19 protein-coding genes are annotated in these 18982 nt (G+C 72.1%); 9 read left to right on the plus strand and 10 right to left on the minus strand.

The features are described 5' to 3' along the window. Positions 1 to 2: 2 nt before the first annotated feature. Positions 3 to 494 carry a MarR family transcriptional regulator gene (locus AB0G10_RS34395; protein WP_360931466.1) on the minus strand — a complete coding sequence of 164 codons (492 nt, stop codon included), beginning with the start codon at positions 492 to 494 and terminating at the stop codon, positions 3 to 5. A 41-nt stretch (positions 495 to 535) separates the two neighbouring features. On the opposite strand from AB0G10_RS34395, the gene AB0G10_RS34400 reads away from it, so the two are divergent. Beyond that, entirely contained in the window at positions 536 to 1408 is an 873-nt protein-coding gene (locus tag AB0G10_RS34400; RefSeq protein WP_360931469.1) for a DMT family transporter, read from the plus strand. A 31-nt stretch (positions 1409 to 1439) separates the two neighbouring features. On the opposite strand, the gene AB0G10_RS34405 is transcribed toward AB0G10_RS34400, so the two are convergent. The 3 genes from AB0G10_RS34405 to AB0G10_RS34415 form a co-directional block, all read right to left on the minus strand. After that, positions 1440 to 2702, minus strand: coding sequence for a serine/threonine-protein kinase (locus tag AB0G10_RS34405; protein WP_360931472.1), 1263 nt, complete (start codon positions 2700 to 2702; stop codon positions 1440 to 1442). A 191-nt stretch (positions 2703 to 2893) separates the two neighbouring features. After that, positions 2894 to 3733 carry a DUF1295 domain-containing protein gene (locus AB0G10_RS34410; RefSeq protein WP_360931475.1) on the minus strand — a complete coding sequence of 280 codons (840 nt, stop codon included), beginning with the start codon at positions 3731 to 3733 and terminating at the stop codon, positions 2894 to 2896. Between the two features lie 16 nt (positions 3734 to 3749). Next, positions 3750 to 4244 (minus strand): GNAT family N-acetyltransferase, encoded by a 495-nt coding sequence (locus tag AB0G10_RS34415; protein WP_360931478.1) that lies wholly within the window; start codon positions 4242 to 4244, stop codon positions 3750 to 3752. A 121-nt stretch (positions 4245 to 4365) separates the two neighbouring features. Between AB0G10_RS34415 and def the strand changes: the two genes are divergently transcribed. From def to AB0G10_RS34430, 3 genes are all read left to right on the plus strand, one after another. Next, positions 4366 to 4911 carry a peptide deformylase gene (gene def / locus AB0G10_RS34420; protein ID WP_360931482.1) on the plus strand — a complete coding sequence of 182 codons (546 nt, stop codon included), beginning with the start codon at positions 4366 to 4368 and terminating at the stop codon, positions 4909 to 4911. A gap of 51 nt (positions 4912 to 4962) precedes the next feature. Continuing rightward, a complete protein-coding gene (locus AB0G10_RS34425; protein WP_360931485.1) occupies positions 4963 to 6084 on the plus strand; it encodes a substrate-binding domain-containing protein in 1122 nt (373 codons plus the stop codon). 62 nt (positions 6085 to 6146) lie between these two features. Beyond that, positions 6147 to 7121: a pyridoxal-phosphate dependent enzyme gene (locus tag AB0G10_RS34430; protein WP_360931488.1), complete on the plus strand. Its 975-nt coding sequence runs from the start codon at positions 6147 to 6149 to the stop codon at positions 7119 to 7121. A gap of 58 nt (positions 7122 to 7179) precedes the next feature. On the opposite strand, the gene AB0G10_RS34435 is transcribed toward AB0G10_RS34430, so the two are convergent. Beyond that, entirely contained in the window at positions 7180 to 7677 is a 498-nt protein-coding gene (locus tag AB0G10_RS34435) for a YfbM family protein (RefSeq protein WP_360931491.1), read from the minus strand. Between the two features lie 33 nt (positions 7678 to 7710). After that, positions 7711 to 8409: a TetR/AcrR family transcriptional regulator gene (locus AB0G10_RS34440; protein ID WP_360931494.1), complete on the minus strand. Its 699-nt coding sequence runs from the start codon at positions 8407 to 8409 to the stop codon at positions 7711 to 7713. An 84-nt stretch (positions 8410 to 8493) separates the two neighbouring features. Between AB0G10_RS34440 and AB0G10_RS34445 the strand changes: the two genes are divergently transcribed. Further along, complete coding sequence (locus AB0G10_RS34445) at positions 8494 to 9507, plus strand: NAD(P)H-binding protein (RefSeq protein WP_360931497.1); 1014 nt, start codon at positions 8494 to 8496, stop codon at positions 9505 to 9507. Positions 9508 to 9813: 306 nt separating this feature from the next. On the opposite strand, the gene AB0G10_RS34450 is transcribed toward AB0G10_RS34445, so the two are convergent. Continuing rightward, the gene (locus AB0G10_RS34450) at positions 9814 to 11124 is read right to left on the minus strand and encodes an MFS transporter (RefSeq protein WP_360931500.1); all 1311 of its coding nucleotides are present in this window, start codon (positions 11122 to 11124) and stop codon (positions 9814 to 9816) included. A 58-nt stretch (positions 11125 to 11182) separates the two neighbouring features. On the opposite strand from AB0G10_RS34450, the gene AB0G10_RS34455 reads away from it, so the two are divergent. After that, on the plus strand, positions 11183 to 11764 hold the full coding sequence (locus tag AB0G10_RS34455) for a TetR/AcrR family transcriptional regulator (RefSeq protein ID WP_360931503.1): 582 nt from the start codon (positions 11183 to 11185) through the stop codon (positions 11762 to 11764). On the opposite strand, the gene AB0G10_RS34460 is transcribed toward AB0G10_RS34455, so the two are convergent. Together AB0G10_RS34460 and AB0G10_RS34465 are read right to left on the minus strand one after the other, a co-directional pair. Beyond that, complete coding sequence (locus tag AB0G10_RS34460) at positions 11743 to 13224, minus strand: GGDEF domain-containing protein (protein ID WP_360931506.1); 1482 nt, start codon at positions 13222 to 13224, stop codon at positions 11743 to 11745. The two genes, AB0G10_RS34455 and AB0G10_RS34460, sit on opposite strands and share 22 nt — an antisense overlap. 50 nt (positions 13225 to 13274) lie before the next feature. After that, a complete protein-coding gene (locus AB0G10_RS34465; RefSeq protein WP_360931509.1) occupies positions 13275 to 13508 on the minus strand; it encodes a hypothetical protein in 234 nt (77 codons plus the stop codon). Between the two features lie 169 nt (positions 13509 to 13677). On the opposite strand from AB0G10_RS34465, the gene AB0G10_RS34470 reads away from it, so the two are divergent. Next, complete coding sequence (locus AB0G10_RS34470; RefSeq protein WP_360931512.1) at positions 13678 to 15438, plus strand: hypothetical protein; 1761 nt, start codon at positions 13678 to 13680, stop codon at positions 15436 to 15438. A 2-nt stretch (positions 15439 to 15440) separates the two neighbouring features. Continuing rightward, positions 15441 to 15782 carry a hypothetical protein gene (locus tag AB0G10_RS34475; RefSeq protein ID WP_360931515.1) on the plus strand — a complete coding sequence of 114 codons (342 nt, stop codon included), beginning with the start codon at positions 15441 to 15443 and terminating at the stop codon, positions 15780 to 15782. A gap of 17 nt (positions 15783 to 15799) precedes the next feature. Here the strand turns inward: AB0G10_RS34475 and AB0G10_RS34480 are convergent, their stop codons facing one another. Beyond that, positions 15800 to 16726: a hypothetical protein gene (locus AB0G10_RS34480; protein ID WP_360931518.1), complete on the minus strand. Its 927-nt coding sequence runs from the start codon at positions 16724 to 16726 to the stop codon at positions 15800 to 15802. 185 nt (positions 16727 to 16911) lie between these two features. On the opposite strand from AB0G10_RS34480, the gene AB0G10_RS34485 reads away from it, so the two are divergent. After that, complete coding sequence (locus AB0G10_RS34485) at positions 16912 to 18963, plus strand: ATP-binding protein (protein ID WP_360931521.1); 2052 nt, start codon at positions 16912 to 16914, stop codon at positions 18961 to 18963. Positions 18964 to 18982 lie beyond the last annotated feature (19 nt).

Raw genomic sequence — 18982 nt, forward strand, 5'->3', positions numbered from 1 at the left:
GGTCATCGCTCGAAGCGGGCCAGCCACCTGGTCAGCAACGCCTCCAGTGCGGCCGCGTCCTCCGGGGACAGCTCGTCGAGCAGCCGCCGCTCGTTGCGCATGTGCTCGGTGAACGCCCGGTCGATCAGTTCCCGGCCGGCCGGCGTGAGCGCCACCACCCGGCCGCGCCCGTCGCGCGCGCTCGGCCGCCGGGTCACCAGCCCGTCCCGTTCGAGCCGGTCGATCCGCTTGGTCATCGCCCCGGTGGTCACCATCGTGAACGCGGCGAGCTCCCCGGGCGCCCGCTCGTACGGCTCGCCGGCCCGCCGCAGCGTCGCGAGCACGTCGAACTCGCCCTCGCCGAGCCCGAACCGCCGGTAGACCACGCAGAGCTGCTCGGTCAGGTGCGCGCTGAGGCGGTGCAGCCGCCCGATCACGCCCTGCGGCGTCACGTCGACGTCGGGTCGTTCGCGGGCCCACTCCTGCTGGATCCGGGCGACATGGTCTTCGGTCACCAGGTCAGCATATATCTTCCGAGGAAGCTATATTAGCTTCCATGGAAGCTAGATTGCGCTGGGTACTGATCACCGCCGTCGCGCCGATCGCGTGGGGCACCACGTACTACGTCACCCAGCGGTGGCTTCCGGCCGGCTACCCGCTCTACGGCGCCGCCATCCGGGCGCTCCCGGCGGGCCTGCTGCTGCTCCTGGTCCGGCGCCGGATGCCGACCGGCGTCTGGTGGTGGCGGTCGCTGGTCCTCGGCACGCTCAACATGGGCGCGTTCTTCGCCCTCGTCTACCTGGCCGCGCAGACCCTCCCCACCAGCATCGCTTCGACGATCATGGCGACTTCTCCGGTCGTACTCATGCTCTTCGCCTGGATGGCCCTCGCCGAACGCCCGCAGGCGCTGCACCTGGCCGGCGCCGCCACCGGCATCGCGGGGGTCTGCCTCATGCTGCTGACCGGCCCGGTGTCCGTGAACGCCCACGGCGTCCTGGCCTCGGTCGCCGCCATGGTGATGTCGTCGTTCGGCTACATCCTGGCGAAGAAGTGGAGCGCCGGCGTCGACGTCTTCTCACTGACCTCCTGGCAGCTCATCGCCGGCGGCCTCATGCTGGTGGCCGCCGCCGTCACGATCGAGGGCGCCCCTCCCAGGCTCACCGGCACCGAGCTGACCGCTTTCGCCTATGTCACGATCATCGCCACGGCCCTCGCCTTCGCCGCCTGGTTCACCGGCCTCCGCCACCTCGACGCCGGCACGGTCGGCCTGATCGGCCTCCTCAACCCGGCCACCGGCGTCCTGCTCGGCGTCCTCATCGCCGGCGAGATCCTGTCCCCGCGCCAGATCCTCGGCCTGCTCCTGGTTTTCGGCGGCATCCTTCTGGGCCAGAAAACCCCTTCTTCGGTACGCCGGAAGCAACCGGCCTGACCCCTACGCCGTCGCGCGGTCCTGTGTGGGTTCATTCCCCACCGCGCCGCCCCTCCCGCGCCGAGGCGGCGGAGCCGGCACACCCTTTCCGGCCGGGCTTGGCATCGTCGCCGGCGTGCTGGTCGCGTCCCGGGCGGCAGCCGGAAGGCGTCGTCTCCTCAACCTCCGGCGTCCTGCCAGCGGCCGGCGGAACCCGCTCAGCGACCGGCGTCGTCCGGCTGCTCGGCGAGAAGACAGGTGAGACGACGGGCGAGACGACGGGCGAGACGGCGGGCGACGCGGACGGCAGGACCGGGCTGCTCACCGCGGGCGCGGCCTGAGGCCCGGCTCCCCGAGTCCCGTTCCTCCCCGATCCGGTATCCCCCGGCCCTTCCGCCATGACGAAAGCGCAGCCTGCCGCCACCACACCCGCCGAACTCAGGGCCACGAGAACAGGCCGCAGCCGCGACAGCCTCCGCCACGTCACCACTCCCGCCGCCGCCGTTCCCGCCGCCGCCTCCCTTCCCTCGCCGGATATTTCCGAAATTCCCGACACCTCCGCCGCCTGCAAGACGGCCCGAACCTCTCCCGGCGTCGACGGCCGATCCGCCGGATACCGCGCGAGCAGCCCCCGGATCAGCAGATCGAGAGCTACAGGCACACCGACCCGGAGCTCGCCAACCGGCACCGGCGTCTCCTCGAGGTGCTGCCACGGACTGTCTCCGCTGAACGGCGGACACCCGGCCACCATCGCGTAGAGGACGCAGCCCAGCCCGTACAAATCGGTCCGCACATCGACGGCGCCCCCGGCCACCTGTTCCGGCGCCATGTATCCGCTGGTCCCGCTCATCCCCCGGCTCCCGGCCGTGCCCGCCGCCCGGGCCAGCCCGAAGTCGCAGACCTTCACCCCGCCGTCCCCGGTCAGCAGGATGTTGCCGGGCTTCACGTCCCGGTGCACCACGCCGGCCGCCGCGGCCACCTCCAGGGCGGCGCACACCTGGATCGCGATCCGGGCGGCTTCGGCGATCTCCAGTGCCCCGTACTCGAGACGCTCGGCGAGGCTGGCCCCGTCGACGAGTTCCATGACGAGGTAGAGCAACCCCTGATCGGCCCCGGCGTCGTGAACGGCCACGATGGCCGGATGTGCCAGCTTCGCCACGGTACGGGCCTCGCGCTCGAACCGTTCCGGCTCGCCCTGGCGCAGCACCTTGACGGCGACGACCCTCCCCAGCCGACGATCGAACCCCCGCCACACCTCGGCACTGCCGCCGCGGCCGATCAGCCCTCGCAGCTCATAACGCCCACCCAGAAGCATCGAGCCACGTTGCCACAGCAGCCCGCTTCCCGGCCCACCTTGTCACCCGCAGGAGAAGGAAGCCCGCAGGAGAAGGAACCCGCAGGAGAAGGAACCCGCACGAGAAGGAACCCGCACGAGAAGGAACCCGCACGAGAAGGCGACCCCGCGGCAGAGGCAGGCAGGCATCCTAGGAACCTAGACCGAAAAACTCACGACGAGAACGGAACCGGCAGCAGCGCCGGAACCCGGCGCATGTGCTCGGCATATCCGGGACGCCGCTCCAGCGACCGCCGATCCATCATCGGAATACTGACGTACCGGAAAAGCAGCACCACCGCGATCGGCCCAGCCACCGTCCACCACCAGCCGGGTGCGGCGGCCAGCCCGAACAGCCACATCCCCCACCAGAACATGATCTCGCCGAGGTAGTTGGGGTGCCGCGAGTGCCGCCACAGCCCCCGATCGATGATCCGCCCCCGGTTCGCCGGCTCCCGCGTGAAGCGGTGCATCTGCCGGTCCGCGGTCGCCTCGAGGACGACGGCCCCGGCCGTGACCACGACGGCGACGACGTCGAGCCAGTTCCACGGCCGGCCGGTCACCGTCATGGCGGGCCAGACCGGGAGCAGCGCAGCGAAGACGACGAGCGTCGGCACGAGCTGGATCCCCACGAGGTTGACCAGCCAGAACGGCACCCGTTGCCCGCGCAGCCGGGTGTACCGCCAGTCCTCGTGGCCGAGGCCCCGCCACGACATGGCCCAGTTCGCGGTGAGCCGGATCGCCCAGGCCAGCATGAGCACCAGCACGGCGATCTGTCGCGCCCCGGCATCGCCCAGCCACGCCATGGTGATCACGGCGGGCGCGACGCTCCAATAGGGGTCGTAGACGCTGGCATTCCCCACGATCATGCTCGCCACGAAGACGACGATCGTGGCACCTATATCCGCATAAAACGTGATTAATGGGTACGAAAAGCCGATCGTCCACCCCACCAGCCCGGCCACCGCGTAGATCACCGCGACGACAGCGAAACCCGTCGATCGATGTGACATGCCGAGCAGCGTAAACTCAGATTCGCAGCCGATAGCGGATCGTGACCAGAGCGACACCTCGCGACTCGTCCGTCCGGGACGTCCCGTCGGCCCGCCAACCGGCCGACTCATAGAAGCGCCGGGCCCGCGCGTTCTTTTCCAGCACCCACAGGACCACGTCCCGATACCCGGCCTCCGCCAGCCGTTCCAGCCCGGCCGCCATCAGCAGCCGTCCACCGCCCCGGCCCCAGAGCTCCGGCACCACGTACACGGCCCGGATCTCCCCGAGCCCGTCACCGGCCGCCACGTTGACGAACCCGACCACACCCTCGCCCGCATCCTCCAGCACGAGCGTCCCGGCCGGCGCCTCGTCGTTCTCGATCAGGTCCCGCCACACCCGCCGGCGCCGCGCCACATCCATCCGATCGAGGTGCTCCGCCGGCATGATCCCCCGATAGGCCTCCCGCGAGCTGCGCGTCTGCACCTCGGCGAGCGCCTCCGCGTCATCCACCCGCGCCGATCTGACCTCCATGCGCCGACCCTAGGGGGCGCGCTTCCCGCGCCGCTTGCGCTTTTTCCCGGGTACGCCGGAAGCCCACCGCGCATGGCCTGCCCGGTCGCGCGACAGGGCCGGAGCGAGGGAGACTTGATCCATGACTGTGCTGGACATCCGAAAGGTCGGCGACCCGGTGCTGCGCCAGGCCGCGGCCGCGGTGACCGATTTCGACGCCGAGCTGCACCGCCTGGTGAAGGATCTCAACGAGACACTCGCGGAGAGCCGGGGCGCCGGCCTCGCCGCACCGCAGATCGGCGTGAGCCTGCGCGTCTTCGCGATCGCGCCCGAGCTGCCCGGCAACGACAGGAAACTCGATCACCTGGTCAACCCGGTCCTGGAGTTCCCGGACGAGGAGATCCAGGACGGGTACGAGGGATGCCTCTCGATCCCCGGCATCTACCTCGACACCCGCCGGCGCATGAACGTCCTCGCCAAGGGCTACACGAAACACGGCGACCCGGTGCAGGTGGTCGGCGACGGCATCCTCTCCCGGTGCATGCAGCACGAGACCGACCACCTCGACGGCATCCTCTTCATCGACCGCCAGGACCCCGCAGGCCGCCGCCGCATCCTCGACGCCGTCCGGGAGGCCTCCTGGTTCGACGGCCTCCCGGCCCCGGAGGTCCGCACCAGTCCGCACTGACACCCGCCCACCCTGCCGGCGATGTGACCGTCATCGATTACCGTCGCGTCCATGGAGAAGCGACGGCCGACTCTCGCGGACGTGGCGCGCGTGGCCGGGGTGTCGCGGGCCACGGCTTCGCGGGCCATCAACGGCGTCTACGGCAGTTCGGCGGAAACCCGCGACCACGTGAGACGGGTGGCGGCCCGCCTGGGTTTCGAACCCCATGCGGTGGCCCGTGCCCTCGCCACGGGCAGGGCCCCCGTGCAGGACAGCAGCGACCGGGACGGCGCAGAGCAGGACCGTCCCTCGCAGGACCGCCCCTCGCAGGCCCGGCGCGAGCAGGACCGTCCCTCGCAGGACCGGCGCGAGCAGGACCGTAGCGACCACAACCACTCCGGGCGGGACCGGAGCGAATGGAACCGCCCTGACCGGAGCTGCCGGAGCGGGCAGGACCGGATCGAGATCCTGATCGTCGACCCGGATCCGGACGCGCTCAGCGCCAAGCCGTTCTACGGCCGGGTCCTGACCGGCGCGCTGCGAGCTCTCGGCGAATCCGGCATCGCCCTCTCGGTACGCCGCGTCCCCGCACCACCCCGCCACGACACCGACCCGCCGTTCGGCCGCCTGCTGATCAACATGCCGGACGCCCCGGCCGGCGGCCGGTCCCGGACGGTCTCGCTGGGCCGGTCGGCGCCGGGCGTCTCCTACGTAGCCCCGGACAACTACGACGGCGGACTCCAGGCGGCCCGCCACCTGATCGCCGGCGGCCGTACCCGGATCGGCGCCGTGTTCGGCCCGCCGACCCCGTGCGCCGAGGAGCGCAGGGCAGGCTTCCTGTACGGCGTGACCGCACCCGTGGCCTCGGTGAACGGCGACTTCACTCGTACCCGCGCCTACGCGGCCGCCTGGGAGTTGCTGGCCCGCGAGCCCCGCCTCGACGCCGTCTTCGCCGCCTGCGACGTCACCGCCATGGGCGTCCTCCAGGCCCTGCGCGAATCCGGCCGCCGAGTCCCCGACGACGTAGCGGTCGTAGGCTTCGACGGCAGCACCCTGGCCGAAGCAGCCGACCTCTCGTCCGTCTACATGCCGGTCGAGGAAGAGGCCGCCGCGGCAGTCCACCACCTGCTGGACCCTTCATCCCCGCTACTGGGCCGCCTACCCACGACTCTGCGCGTCCGCGGCTCCAGCTGAACGCCCCCACGGTGGGTGCAGCTCACCCTGCCGGAGCGCCGAGCCTTTCGTACGATCAAAGCATGGTGACGGTGTCGTTACGGGACGTCATGGACGCGGCCGCGCGCATCGAGGGGATCGCCCACCGTACGCCGGTGATCCGCTCCCGCACCCTCGACGCCCTGACCGGCGCCCGGGTCGTCCTGAAGGCGGAGAACCTGCAGCGGATCGGGGCGTTCAAGTTCCGCGGCGCCTACAACGCGATCTCCCTCCTCTCCCCCGCGCAGCTCGCACGCGGCATCGTGACCTACTCGTCCGGCAATCACGCGCAGGCGGTCGCCCTGGCCGCCCGCGAACTCGGCAGCAGCGCCGTCATCGTGATGCCCGAGGACACGCCGGTCTCCAAGATGGACGCGGTCCGCGGTTACGGCGCCGAGGTCATCACCTACGACCGGTACACCGGGAACCGCGAGGAGATCGGCCTCGCCCTCGCGGCCGAGCGCGGGCTGGCGCTGATCCCGCCCTACGACCACCCGCACGTCATAGCCGGCCAGGGAACGGCCACCCTCGAACTGCTCGACGAGGCAGGTGAGCTCGACGCCCTGGTCGTACCGGTGGGCGGCGGCGGCCTGATCGCCGGCAGCGCCACCGCGGCCAAGGGCGTCCAGCCCGGCATCCGCGTGATCGGCGTCGAACCGGAGGCAGGCGACGACACGAAACGCTCCCTGGAGGCGGGCGAGCGCATCCGCATACCCGTACCCCGCACGATCGCCGACGGACAGGCGGCCCCCATCCCCGGCGAACTGACCTTCTCCATCAACAAACACCTCGTCGACGACGTGATCCTGGTGACCGACGACCACCTCCGCGACGCCCTGAAGTTCGCCGTGGACCGCCTCAAGCTGGTCCTCGAACCCAGCGGCGCCTCAGGTCTGGCCGCTCTCCTCTCGGGCCGGCTCACTCCGCCCACCCGTCCCGACGCGACACCACCCCGGATAGGCGTCATCCTCTCCGGCGGCAACATCGGAGCAGCCCGCCTGGCCCAGCTCCTCACCTGACCCACCCGAGGCGCCCGGCAGGCTCGGGTGAGTCGGCCGCGGCTCGCAGGTCCGCACGTCAGCAAAGGGCCAGCAGCACCCCCTCCCCGTTCCCGGCGGCTGCCCGGTAGAAAGCGCGCAGCTCGGCCAGATGGACCAGCAGGCCCTCGACGTCGGTGCCGGACCAGCCGGCCGGGTAGATGTCGGCGGCGTCCAGGGCTGCCGGGTCGAAGCGGGCGCGCAGCGTGTCGTCGCCGAGCCGGTCCAGGGCGGCGGACACCGCCCGGACGTCGTCGGGGACGAGGTAGCGCGGTGGGCCGTAGCCACCGTCCTCGCCGATCTCCATGCCGCCCAGGACCGCCGCGCCGGCCGGGTCGTCGCCGATGCCCCAGGCCGTGCCGGTCAGCAGGAAGTGGACGGCGTGCCACGACTTGTCGAGATCGAGCTCGGGCTCGGGCATCTCCGCGTCGTCGTCGTCCAGCTCGCCGTAGAGGATCTTCTCCACGGTGGACGGGTCGTCCAGCAGCGCCTGCAGATCCGCGCCGGACAGCCGATGACCGATCAACTCCATCCCCATGCCCGAGAGTCCACCACGGGGGTACGACAAAATTCAGCGCGCGAGGCGGTCCAGCCACTCGCCGAGCAGCTCGCGTTCGGCCGCGCTGAACGCCGTGAGCTCGGGCAACGCGGCCCGCAGGGTGACCGCCGCGGCGACCGGGCCGGCCGGTGACGTGACCGGATCGGTGAGGATCGCGGCGGCCAGGGCGTCCCAGGCGGCGTCGGCGAGGCCGGGGTCGCGGTCGGGCTCGGGCGTGTCGATGAGGGTGAGCACCACGCCGGAACCGGCCGACCGGATCAGGTCGACGGCCCGCCGCTCGCTCACCCGCAGCCGGCCCGCCGCGGCGACCCGGTGGACGCGCTGCCACAGCACCCGCCCGCCCGCCTCGGCCGCGGCGTTGCCCCCGTCGGACGGCAGGGCCGCGTGCATGAGGCGGAACAGGGCCGGGTTCGCCAGCCCGAACCCGACGTGCAGGTCCCAACCGTCCCGCAGGCCGGTGACGGGGTCGCCGTCCGGGTCGACGTGTTTGCGGCCGGTGTAGGTCTCGTACCCATGCACGACCACCGCGTCGAGCAAGCCCAGCTTGTCGCCGAAGTGCCGGTAGATCGTCGGCGCCTGCACGCCCGCCGCCTGCGCCACCGAGCGCGTCGTCACCGCGGCCGGGCCACCCTCGGCGAGCAGGCCCGCCGCGATCTCGACCAGGCGCGCCCGCACGCCGTCGCGGGTCCGCGTGCTCTCTGTGCCATCCACGTTAACGACGATACCAAAACCTTGTTATCGGTACGGATTCCCGTGCTAACGTGTTTCGCGTACCGCCGATAACAGGAGGCAACCATGATCGTCGTCACCGGCGCGACCGGCGCGCTCAACGGCGCCACCGTCGAGCACCTGCTCGGCCGCGTCTCCCCTCACCGCATCGGCGTGAGCGTCCGCGACCCCGCCAAGGCGCAGCACTTCGCCGATCGGGGCGTCCGGGTGCGGCGCGGGTCTTACGAGGACCCGGCCGCCCTGCTCGACTCGTTCGAGGGCGCCGACCAGGTGTTGCTGGTGTCCTCGAACGACTTCGCCGCCGACCAGGACACCCTGCACCGCACCGCGATCGCGATCGCGGTGCGGGCCGGTGCCCGCCGGATCCTCTACACCAGCCACCAGAACGCCGACCCGTCCAGCCCGTTCGCGGCCGCGCCGCACCACGCCGCCGCCGAGGCCGCGCTCACCGACAGCGGGGTGGCGTGGACCTCGCTGCGCAACGGCTTCTACGCGCACAGCCTCGACTGGCTGCTCGGCCCGTGGCAGGAGACCGGCGTGATCGCCGCACCCGCCGACGGCCCGGTCTCCTGGACCGACCGCGCCGACGCCGCGGAGGCGGCCGCCGTGATCCTCGCCGCCAACGAGACCTGCGACGAGACCCGCAACAAGACTGGCACCAAAACCAGCGACCAGACCAGCGACCAGACCAGCGACAAGGCCGGCGACCAGACCAGCGACAAGGCCGGCGGTGAGACCGGCAACGAGGCTGGCGACGACACGGGCGATCAGGCCGGCGACGAGGCCTTCGAGGGACCGCTCACGCTGACCGCGAGCGCCGCCGTGACGTTCGACGACATCGCGTGGATCGCCTCCGACGTCACCGGCCGGGAGGTCCGCCGAATCGTGATCGGCGACGAGGAGTGGGTCGCCGCGCAGATCGAGCGGGGCACCCCGGAGGGCGTCGCCCGGGTGCTCCTCGGCTTCTTCCAGGCGGCCCGGCGCGGCGATTTCGCCGAGTCGGATCCGGCGCTGGCGAAGCTGCTCGGCCGGGAGCCCCGCACGGTCCGCGACCTGATCCAGGACCGCGTCGCCGGGTGAGGCTCGCGCCGATGTGGTCGCGGATGCGGTCCCCACCCGGGCGCCGCGCTACCGCCGGCCGGAACCACCGGCCGCACGAGAAAGGTCCGCGCGGGACGAGGGCACACGGCACCAGAACGCGCGGGGCCAGGACGCGCGGCACGAGAGCGCGCGGCAGAAGAGCGCCCAGGACCAGCAGGGCGCGCGGCACGAAAGCGCGCGGGGCCAGAACGCGCGGGACCAGAACGCGCGGGACCAGAACGCGCGGGACCAGGATGCGCGGGACCAGGATGCGCGGGACGAGAGCCGCGTGAGGAAGGTGGCACGTCAGCCACGCGAGGGAGCGAGCCTGCGGCTGGGCAGGCCGCGGATCAGGAACAGGCAGGCGAGCACCGACCCGGCCGCCACCAGCAGGCCGGCCCGATAGCCGTGGGTCAGCCCGTTGCCGGCCGCGGCGGCTGCCGCCAGTGCGCCGAGCAGGGCCAGGCCGGCCGCCGAGCCTAGTTCCTGGGCCGAGTTCAGCAGGCCCGAGGCCACGCCCTGGCGCTCGTCGGGGACGCCCGCCGTGCCGGCGACGAAGGTGGGCGCGTAGGAGAGGCCGCTGCCGGCGGCCAGCAGGAGGAGAGGGCCGAGCACGTCGCGGAGATAGCTGCCGCCGGCCGGCATCCGGGCCAGCAGCAGCATTCCCGCGGCGAGCAGCACGAAGCCGGCGGCCAGCAGTGGGCGGGTGCCGTAGCGGTCGACGAGGGCGGCGGCCCGCGGCGAGACCACCAGTACGACGAGCGTGACCGGCGCGAAGGCGAGGCCGACCAGCACGGCCGGGTAGCCGAGCACCACCTGGAGGTACATGGTCGTGAAGAAGAGCGCGGCCCCGAGCGTCCCCGCGTTCACGGCGAGGAGAACGGTCGCCCGGCTCACCAGCCGGCCGTCCACGATCGGTTCCGGGTGGCGCCGCTCCACCAGGACGAAGAGGGCGAGCAGGATCGCGGCCGGGACCGCGAGCACCGGACATCCGGTGAGCGCGAGGATCGCCGCGGCCAGGCCGGACACCAGCAGGGCCGCGCCCCGGAGGTCCAGCGGCGCCCGGCGCGGGACCCGGGTCTCCACCAGGTACCGGCGGGCGGCGAGGACGGCTGCCACCCCGACCGGGACGTTGATCAGGAAGATCCAGCGCCAGCCGAGCGTGCTCGTGATCAGGCCGCCGAGCAGCTGGCCGCCGATCGCGCCGGCCGAACCGGCCGCGGCCCACCAGCCGAGCGCCCGGTTGCGCCGCGGGCCCTCCGGAAACGTCGTGGTGAGCAGGGCGAGGGCGGCCGGGGCGGCCATCGCGGCGCCGACGCCCTGCACGGCGCGGGCGGCCAGCAGCTGCCACTCGGTCTGGGCGCAGCCGGTGGCGAGCGAAGCGAGCGTGAAGAGCGTCAGCCCGTACCCGAAAAGCCGCAATCGTCCCAGCAGATCCCCGGCCCGCCCGAAAACGATCAGCAGGCTGCCGAAGGTGAGCGTGTACGCGATCGAGGTGAGAACCAGGCGCGCGTCGGGGATGCCGAGGTCGGCGCGGATCGCCGGGATCGCCACGTTGACCACCACCACATCGATGATCAACATTGCCTGCGCGGCGCAGAGAAGGAGAAGAGCCATGCCTGGGAAATTACTTTATGAACGTACGTAAAGTAAAGCGGTCCCCTAGGATGACGGCATGACGGGACGACCACGATCGGTCAGCGACGACGAGATCTTCGAGGCGGTGGCGCAGACCGTCACCGAGTCGGGACCGGCCGGGCTGACCCTGGCCGCGGTGGCCCGCCGCGCCGGCCTCACCCCGCCCGCCCTGACCCAGCGCTACGGCTCCAAGCGCGGCCTGCTGATCGCTTTCGCCACCCGCGAGGCCGGCTCGGTCACCACCGTCTTCGACGAGATCAGGGCCACCGGCGCCGGCCCTCTCGAGGCGCTGCGCGACGGCCTGGTCGCGTTCACGGCGCCGATCACGACCCGCGAGGGCATGGCGAACAACCTGGCGTTCCTGCAGCTCGACCTCACCGACGAGGACCTGCGCGAGCACTCGGTGAAGCAGAGCCGGGCGCTGCGCGCGCACCTGACCGAGCTGATCCGGGCGGCCGGCCTGACCGGCGCCGACCCGGCCGAACTCGCCGACACCGTCTACGCGATCTACGCCGGCGCCCAGCTGACCTGGGCCATCGACGGCGAGGGCGAGCTCGGCCCGTGGCTGGCCCGGCGCATCGACCGGGTGCTCGCGCCCTACCGCGTGCTGGAGATGTAGAGCCGGTCCCGGCCGGCCCGCTTCGCCGCATAGAGGGCCGCGTCCGCCCGGGCCAGCAACTCGTCGGCCGACTCCGTGCCGTTCCACTGCGCCGCGCCCGCCGAGAACGTCTGCCCGGCCGGCGTGACCGCCTGCAACCGCTCGATGATCACGTCGGCGTCGGCCAGCCGGGCGTGGTCGAAGATCGCCCCGAACTCCTCGCCGCCGTACCGGGCCAGCAGGTCCTCCGGGCGCAGCTGCTGGCGCCAGGCCGCCGCGGCCGAGGTCAGCAACTCGTCGCCGCCCTGGTGGCCGTGCTCGTCGTTGAACCGCTTGAAGTAGTCCAGGTCGATGATCGCGACCACCACCGGGGTGCCGTGCCGGCGGGCCGCCGCGATCCGCCGATCCAGCTCCATGTCCCAGGCCCGCCGGTTCGGCAGCGCCGTGAGCGCGTCGATGTGCGCCACCGCCTCGAGCTGGCGGGCCTTGTCCTGCACCTCGCCGACGAGGTCCACCATCCGGAGCGTGACCAGCGCGAACAGGATGATGCAGCCGATCCCGGCGGCCTTCCAGTCGACCTCGTGCTGAAGGTAGCCCTGCGCCAGCAGCAGCACCGGCGCCGCCATGCAGGCCAGGTTCACCAGCAGCACCCGGGGCAGCGTCATCTCCGCGGCCGAGCGCATCGGCCGGCCGGTGAGCACGCGCATCGACGGGTGGATCGCCGCGCCGGCCATCAGGAACGCGGCCAGCGAGGTGAACGGCCGCAGCTGCGGCGCCTCGAACGACAGGATCAGCGGCAGCAGCGACGCCATGTGACTCACCGCCTGCATCAGCACCGCCACGCTGATCAGCCAGAACGCCGGGTTGCGCATCCCCTGCAGGGTGAAGAACCGGATCAGTACGCCGAGCAGCAGCACGTCACCGAACGGGAACAGCGCCGACAGCACATCCCCCGGGATCGCGTCCTCGACGCCCATCAACGGGGTGATCACCAGCAGCCAGCAGGCCAGCCCGAGACCGACACAGATCATCGCGGTGTCGAGCATGCCGGCCCGGTCCTGCCGCCACGAGCCGCCCCGGACGATCAGCAGCAGCGCGGCCGCCTCGAGCGGATACACCGTGGCGAAGACGGCGAACGCGACGGTCTCCATGCCGGCGAACCAGATCACCATGCCGACGACGGTGACCAGGCCGGCGCTGGCGAGCATGAGCCACGGCCGGCGCGGCCGCGGCCGGTTGAGCACCACACCGGTCACGATGCCGGCCGTGAACATCAGCGGCATCACCATCGTCATGAGGCCGCCGGCAGCGCTGGTCCGGCTCGTGAACGCCTGACCGATACAGAACAGCGTGGCCGCCGCCATCCACGCCATCCAGACCCGGGTGACGTACGCCTGGCGGGCCGGATCAGGCTCCGGGTCCTGCGCGCGGATCACCGCCACGTCGACCGGTTGCTCCCGGTTCAGCACGGACTGCGCCACGTGTGCAGCCTCCCCCTCGGTCGACGCGTCGCCACCTTCCCCATCGGCAGTTACCGCCGGCGCGATAGCCCTCCCGAGGATCGTCGCGACCCGCTGGATCGCCGCGGCCCGGCGGATCGCCTGCGCGCCATCGCATAGCCGGCCACGATGAGCCCGTCCACCATCACCAGCACGGCCGCCATCGGCGACCCGCGCCACTGCAGCAGGATCGCGGCGCCGGCGGCCACCGCGGCGATCACCAGGGCCGGCCAGGATCTTCGCCAGAGTTCCGGTCTCTTCTCCATGCCGACCACGGTGCCGCCGCCGTTCCGCAGCCCGATGACAACCCGGCGACGAGTCCGACACACCCCGTGGGTGGTTGCGCTCTTCCCGGGTACGAAGGAAATCCACCGGCAAGAGCTTCATCCGTACGGAGGGTGCCGCTCCAGCGATCACCGCCAATATGGTCGACCGGTGGACCGACCCGACACGCCGCTCAGCATGCCGGCCTACACACCCGCCGAGCAGTACAGCGAGACCACCCGCGGCCTGTGCAGCGCGGCCTATGTGGACATCGAATACGCCAACGCCGTGATCGGCGAGGTCCTCGAGTCCGAGCGCAAGGCGGTGCCGCCGTCGTTCGGGTTCGACCTCGACCCGGTGGTCCGGCACTGTCTGCGGGCCCGCCGGCTGCTGATCGTCCGGTACGCGCTGGTGACCGCGATCCTGCTGGCCGGCCTCTGCCTGGGCAGCTGGTGGACGTTCTGGTGGCTGGCTCTCTGCGCGGTGATCATGATGGCCCGGGCCGGGCGCGGGAGCCGGCTGCGGGTGCTGCGGTTCGCGTTCCTCACGGTGGCCGGCCTCGGCTTCGCCGGCCTGATCCTGCTGCTCGTCGTGGTGTTCATCCTCGGTCAGATGATGAACGCCGTCCCGGACTGGCTGGGCGAGCGCCTGCTCCGGATCGCCGAGTCGCCGACCGCCTCCAACATGATCGAACAGGCGGTCACCGGGTTCGCCGGCGTCTCGCTGTTCCTGCCGGTCGCGCTGATCGCCGCGATGGCCGGGACGCTGTTCCTTTCCCGCTGGTACGCCTACAACATCATGTTCACCGAACTGGCCCCGCAGAACCGGGCGGTCGCGCCGCGCTCCGGCAACGACCGGGTGGAGCAGCGGATCGCCACGGTGGCGCGAATGCAGCGCGGCAACATCGCGGTGCACGACTCCAACCCGTTCGCCGGCGCCGGTGAGTTCGAGCACGGCTGGTCGTTCGCCATCACGCTGCGCCCGGACGGCGGCGAGCACGCCGGCGACCGGGTCCCGGTCGACCAGCACGAGCTCAACCGCCGGGTGAACGCCGCCATCCTCGGCATGCGCGACACCCGGCTGCGCGACGGCGAGCGGATCCCGAACATCTACACCGTGGCGTACGTGGCCGCGGACGGCTCCCGGCGCAGCGACGACCCGCTGATCGACCGGCAGAGTCGAGTACCGCTCACCTTCGCGTCGAGCGAGACGATCGACGCGATCGAGGCGTGCCCGCAGGGCGGCCTGCGGCACTACCTGCGGGTGGTCGTCCCGGCCAACGGCAAGCGGATCACCGGCCGGGACGGCGCCCCGATCCTGCCGGCCCAGGACTCCGGGATCTCGGTGACCGCGTTCGTGCACCTCGCCGTCGAGGGCGGCCTGCTGTACGCCGAGTTCGTGGCGCACGTGCTGCTGCCGCTGCGCGACGAATACCGGATCGCCGACAACCTGCGCGCCGACCGGGTGCTCTCCCGCTCCTGGTCGGACACCCTGCGCCACTACGTCGAGGACAACCTGCGCGGGCCGTGGTACCTGATCAGCGCCGGCTGGGACGCGCTGTTCCTGTCCTCGCGGATGGCCCGGTCCAGCCGCAACGCCGACGAGTACCGCTTCTACGACTACGGCGCCCGGTTCAGCGTCCGCGACGTGGCCGCCCAGCGGAAGGTCTACGTCCGGGAGGGCGACGACCTCGTCCTGAAGATCCGCAAGTCGATGCAGCAACTGGACGCCACGAAGTACATCAAGCTCGTCGACAAGACGGTCACCGAGGCGGTCATCGGATACCTGCGCGAGCAGGGCGTGGACACCGCCGAGTTCGAGGCCAACGTGCAGAACTTCACGATCGGCAACCTCGTCATGCACGGCGGGCAGGCCGTCATCGGCACCCGCAACACCGTGAACCAGACCAACCGGACCAAGGACGGCGCCTGACCATGCCCGAACCCCAGTTCAGCTTCGGCACCGCCAACTTCGGCGGCGGCCAGCAGATCTTCGGCAACGAGAACACCGTCAGCCAGACCAACAACTACGAGCCCTCACCGCGCGAGCAGGTCGAGAGCAACCTCGCCACGATCCGCGAATCCCACCCCGACCGGGAACTGGCCCGGCGCGAGATCCCGGTCATCGAGGAGGGGCTGAACAACCCGACGCCGGAGAACCGCAGCCGGATGGAACGCGCCCTGACCCGGCTGGCCGACACCACCGGCGACGCCCGCACGGCCGCCGAGGCGATCGCCGCGATCACCCTGCTGGTGGCGGCGAACTGGCCCTTCTAGATGTCGAGCCGGCCCTGCTAGATGTCGAGGTTGGTGCGCGTGCGGTAGCCGAACGAGCCGGCCACCGGGTTCCACGCGGCCAGGAACTCCTTCTTCGCGGCCTGCGCCAGCTTCGACGACGACTGCCCGCGGTCCCAGGCGGCGCGGCGGCTCGCCGAGTTCCCGCAGTCGCCGCCGGCGGCCGGTTCCGCCCAGCCGACGAAGTGCTGGTCGGCGTCGAGCGAGTGGCCCAGCGCGGTGCTGAGCGCCGACCGCAGCGCCTCCCCGTTGCCGAGCGCCGACAGATCCGCCGCGTTGATCTCGCTGATCTGCTGGTCGCGCTCGTCGCCGACCTCGCGCATGTCGGCGAGCGCGCCGTCCACGCCGGTGCAGCGCCGGACCCGGTCGATCGCGGCGTTCAGCTTCGTGCGGCTCGCCACGCTGCGGTCCAGCAGCGCGTCGACGACCGCCGCCTGCTCCTGCGCCGAGGCTGCCGACGCGGGCGACGGTGACGACGCCGGCGAGGGTGAATCCGAGACGGGCGAGTTCGAGGCGGGCTGCTCCGAGGCGGGCGGCGGCGAGGACGGCCCGGCGGGCGAGGGCAGCGCGTCCGTCGTCGCGATCGGACCCGCCGCGGTCTCGTCCGGGTCGTCGTCCCGGCCGGCCAGCGCTACCCCGGCGACGATCGCCAACAGCAACGCGACCACCCCGGCCGCCACCAGCGGCAGCGGCGAGAGCCGGCGGCGGGGCGAGGCCATCGGGTACGCCGGCGGCGGCGCGAGCAGATGGGTCGTGTCCTCCCCGGCCGGCGGCTGCGACAGGGGCGCGGGCGACTCGGAGACCGGCGGCGGCACGGGCTGCGATGCGGGCGGTGGATGGGGTGGGCGCCGGGTCAGGGTCGCGTTGCACCGGGCGCAGAACTGCGCGGACGGGTCGTTGTCGAGGCCGCACGACACGCACTCCATGCGGGCAAGACTATCGATGGATCACCGGGCCGGGGACCCACCGGTCGTGTGACCGGCGATCACTGTTCGGTGGGTGCGGTGCTCCGCCCGTACCCGGAAAGCGCCGCCGCCGGATCTCCTGGCTCGACCCCCACCGGTTTCGAAAGCCGCAAATGGGGTAATCCGGCGCCCCCGAGGGAGACGCGGTGAAGGTCGACGATGCGGTACTGGGTGATCCGGACCGGCTGGCGGCAGTGCAGCGGGCGCGCCGCACCCTGCCCGCCCGGCCCATCCCGATGGACGCCATCGCCCGGCTGGCGGCGCGGCTGCTGAACACGCCGATGGCGACGGTCAACCTGGTCGGGCGCGAGGAGGAGTTCTTCGCCGGCTCGCACGGGCTGCCGGCGGAGCTGAGCGCCGAAGGACGGGCGCCGATCGCGTACTCGGTCTGCAAGTACGTCGTCATGCAGGATCATCCGGTGCCGTGCGCCGACATGGCCCGCGAAGGTCTCGGCGATCATCCGATGGCGACCGCGTACGGCGTGCGTGCCTTCCTCGGCGTGCCGATCCGGGACGAGGACGACCGGCTGCTCGGCTCGATGACCGTGCTCGACACCGGAACCCGGCAGTGGACCGACGACGAGGTGGTGACCCTGCTCGGGATCGCCGAACTGCTGCACGAGCCGGCGCCCGCCATGAAGATCCCGGAGGAGATGGCGTTCCAGGCGGCACTGCTCGACACCCTCTCGGTCGGGGTGATCGCCTGCGACCAGACCGGCCGGGTCGCCGTGATGAACCGGGTGCTCCGTGAGATCCAGGGGCTGCCGGACACCGGGCCGCTGCCCTCCGAGTACGGGCCGTCGGTCGAGGGCATCCTGCACGACGCCGGCATGCGGCCGCTGCCGTGGGAGCAGACCCCGCTCATGCGGGCGTTCCACGGCGAGCACGTCGAGGCCGTCGACATCCTCTGCGTGCTGCCCGGCCAGCCGATCCGCACGTTCGCCACCTCGGCCGAGCCGATCGAGGACCCGGCCGGCCGGATCATCGGCGCGGTCGCGGTGGCGCACGAGCTCACCGCGATGCGCCGGGTCGAACGGTTCCGGGCCTGCCACCTCGCCGTGCAGGAGGCGCTCCGGTCCGCGGAGACCGAGACCGCGGCGGTCCCGGCCGTGCTGCGGGCGGTCGGCGCGGCGCTCGGCTGGCCGTGCGCCGAGCTGTTCCTCATCGACGAGGCGACCGGCCGGCTGGACACGGCGGGCCACTGGCACGTCTCCGGCGGGGAGCGGGTCCTCGGCACGGAGATCAGCGCCCGGGTGTGGCAGACCGGCCGAGCCCTCTGGGTGCCGGACGCCGGCGACCGGCCCGAGCTGCACGACGCCGGCATCCGTTCGGTGCTGGCCGTGCCGGTCCGCGACGGCGACACCCTGCTCGGCGTGCTCTCCTGCTACGCCGGCACCCTCGAGCAGCACGAGGAACTGCTCACCGTCCTGCTCGACGGCGTCGCCGCGCAGATCGGCATGTACCTGGCACTGCGCCGCGCCGAACAGGTGACCCGCCAGCTCACCCGCGCCCAGGACGACTTCATCGCGCTGGTCGGCCACGAGATGCGTACCCCGCTCACCTCGATCTCCGCGAACGTCACCCTGCTCGGGGAGGAGGCCGGCGGCCTCGACGACGACAGCCGCCAGATGCTGCGCTCGGTGGCCCGCAACACGTCCGCTCTGCAGGCGCTGGTGAACAAGCTGCTCGACCTGGCCGGCCTGGACTCCGGATACCTGCGGCTCGCCCTCGAACCGCTCGACCTCACCGCCCTGGTCGCCGACGCGGTGTCGGCGGCCCGGCACCACGCCGCCGACACCGGGGTGCTGCTGCGCCCCGAGCTGCCGGTCCCGGTACGGATCCGCGGCGACCCGTGCCGGCTGCGGCAGGTCGTCGACGACCTGCTCGCCAACGCGGTGCGCTACAGCCCGCTCGGCGGCCGGGTGCGGATCGAGGTCCGGGTCGACGACGGCCGGGTCGAGGAGGGCTGGGCCGAGCTCCGCATCGCCGACACCGGCATCGGCACCCCGGCCGAGGAACGCGAACGGGTCTTCGACCGGTTCTTCCGCGGCAGCAACGTCCGCCACCAGGGCACACCCGGCAGCGGCCTCGGGCTGAGCCTCGCGCACACCATCGTGCGCCTGCACGGCGGGACGATCCGGCTCACCGAGAACCAGCCGTCCGGCACCGTGGTCACGGTCCGGCTCCCCTGCGGATGAGCAGCGCCGCGGCCCTCCC

This window comes from Actinoplanes sp. NPDC023714, assembly GCF_040639855.1.
In the GTDB taxonomy this organism is placed as follows: Bacteria; Actinomycetota; Actinomycetes; order Mycobacteriales; family Micromonosporaceae; genus Actinoplanes.

Coding starts and splice junctions, on each gene's coding strand:
- AB0G10_RS34415 (WP_360931478.1), bottom strand. CDS start 4,244: ATGGAGGTCAGATCGGCGCGGGTGGATGACGCGGAGGCGCTCGCCGAG.
- AB0G10_RS34410 (WP_360931475.1), bottom strand. CDS start 3,733: ATGTCACATCGATCGACGGGTTTCGCTGTCGTCGCGGTGATCTACGCG.
- AB0G10_RS34425 (WP_360931485.1), top strand. CDS start 4,963: ATGGAGAAGCGACGGCCGACTCTCGCGGACGTGGCGCGCGTGGCCGGG.
- def (WP_360931482.1), top strand. CDS start 4,366: ATGACTGTGCTGGACATCCGAAAGGTCGGCGACCCGGTGCTGCGCCAG.
- AB0G10_RS34405 (WP_360931472.1), bottom strand. CDS start 2,702: ATGCTTCTGGGTGGGCGTTATGAGCTGCGAGGGCTGATCGGCCGCGGC.
- AB0G10_RS34445 (WP_360931497.1), top strand. CDS start 8,494: ATGATCGTCGTCACCGGCGCGACCGGCGCGCTCAACGGCGCCACCGTC.
- AB0G10_RS34480 (WP_360931518.1), bottom strand. CDS start 16,726: ATGGAGTGCGTGTCGTGCGGCCTCGACAACGACCCGTCCGCGCAGTTC.
- AB0G10_RS34475 (WP_360931515.1), top strand. CDS start 15,441: ATGCCCGAACCCCAGTTCAGCTTCGGCACCGCCAACTTCGGCGGCGGC.
- AB0G10_RS34455 (WP_360931503.1), top strand. CDS start 11,183: ATGACGGGACGACCACGATCGGTCAGCGACGACGAGATCTTCGAGGCG.
- AB0G10_RS34465 (WP_360931509.1), bottom strand. CDS start 13,508: ATGGAGAAGAGACCGGAACTCTGGCGAAGATCCTGGCCGGCCCTGGTG.
- AB0G10_RS34430 (WP_360931488.1), top strand. CDS start 6,147: ATGGTGACGGTGTCGTTACGGGACGTCATGGACGCGGCCGCGCGCATC.
- AB0G10_RS34435 (WP_360931491.1), bottom strand. CDS start 7,677: ATGGGGATGGAGTTGATCGGTCATCGGCTGTCCGGCGCGGATCTGCAG.
- AB0G10_RS34450 (WP_360931500.1), bottom strand. CDS start 11,124: ATGGCTCTTCTCCTTCTCTGCGCCGCGCAGGCAATGTTGATCATCGAT.
- AB0G10_RS34400 (WP_360931469.1), top strand. CDS start 536: ATGGAAGCTAGATTGCGCTGGGTACTGATCACCGCCGTCGCGCCGATC.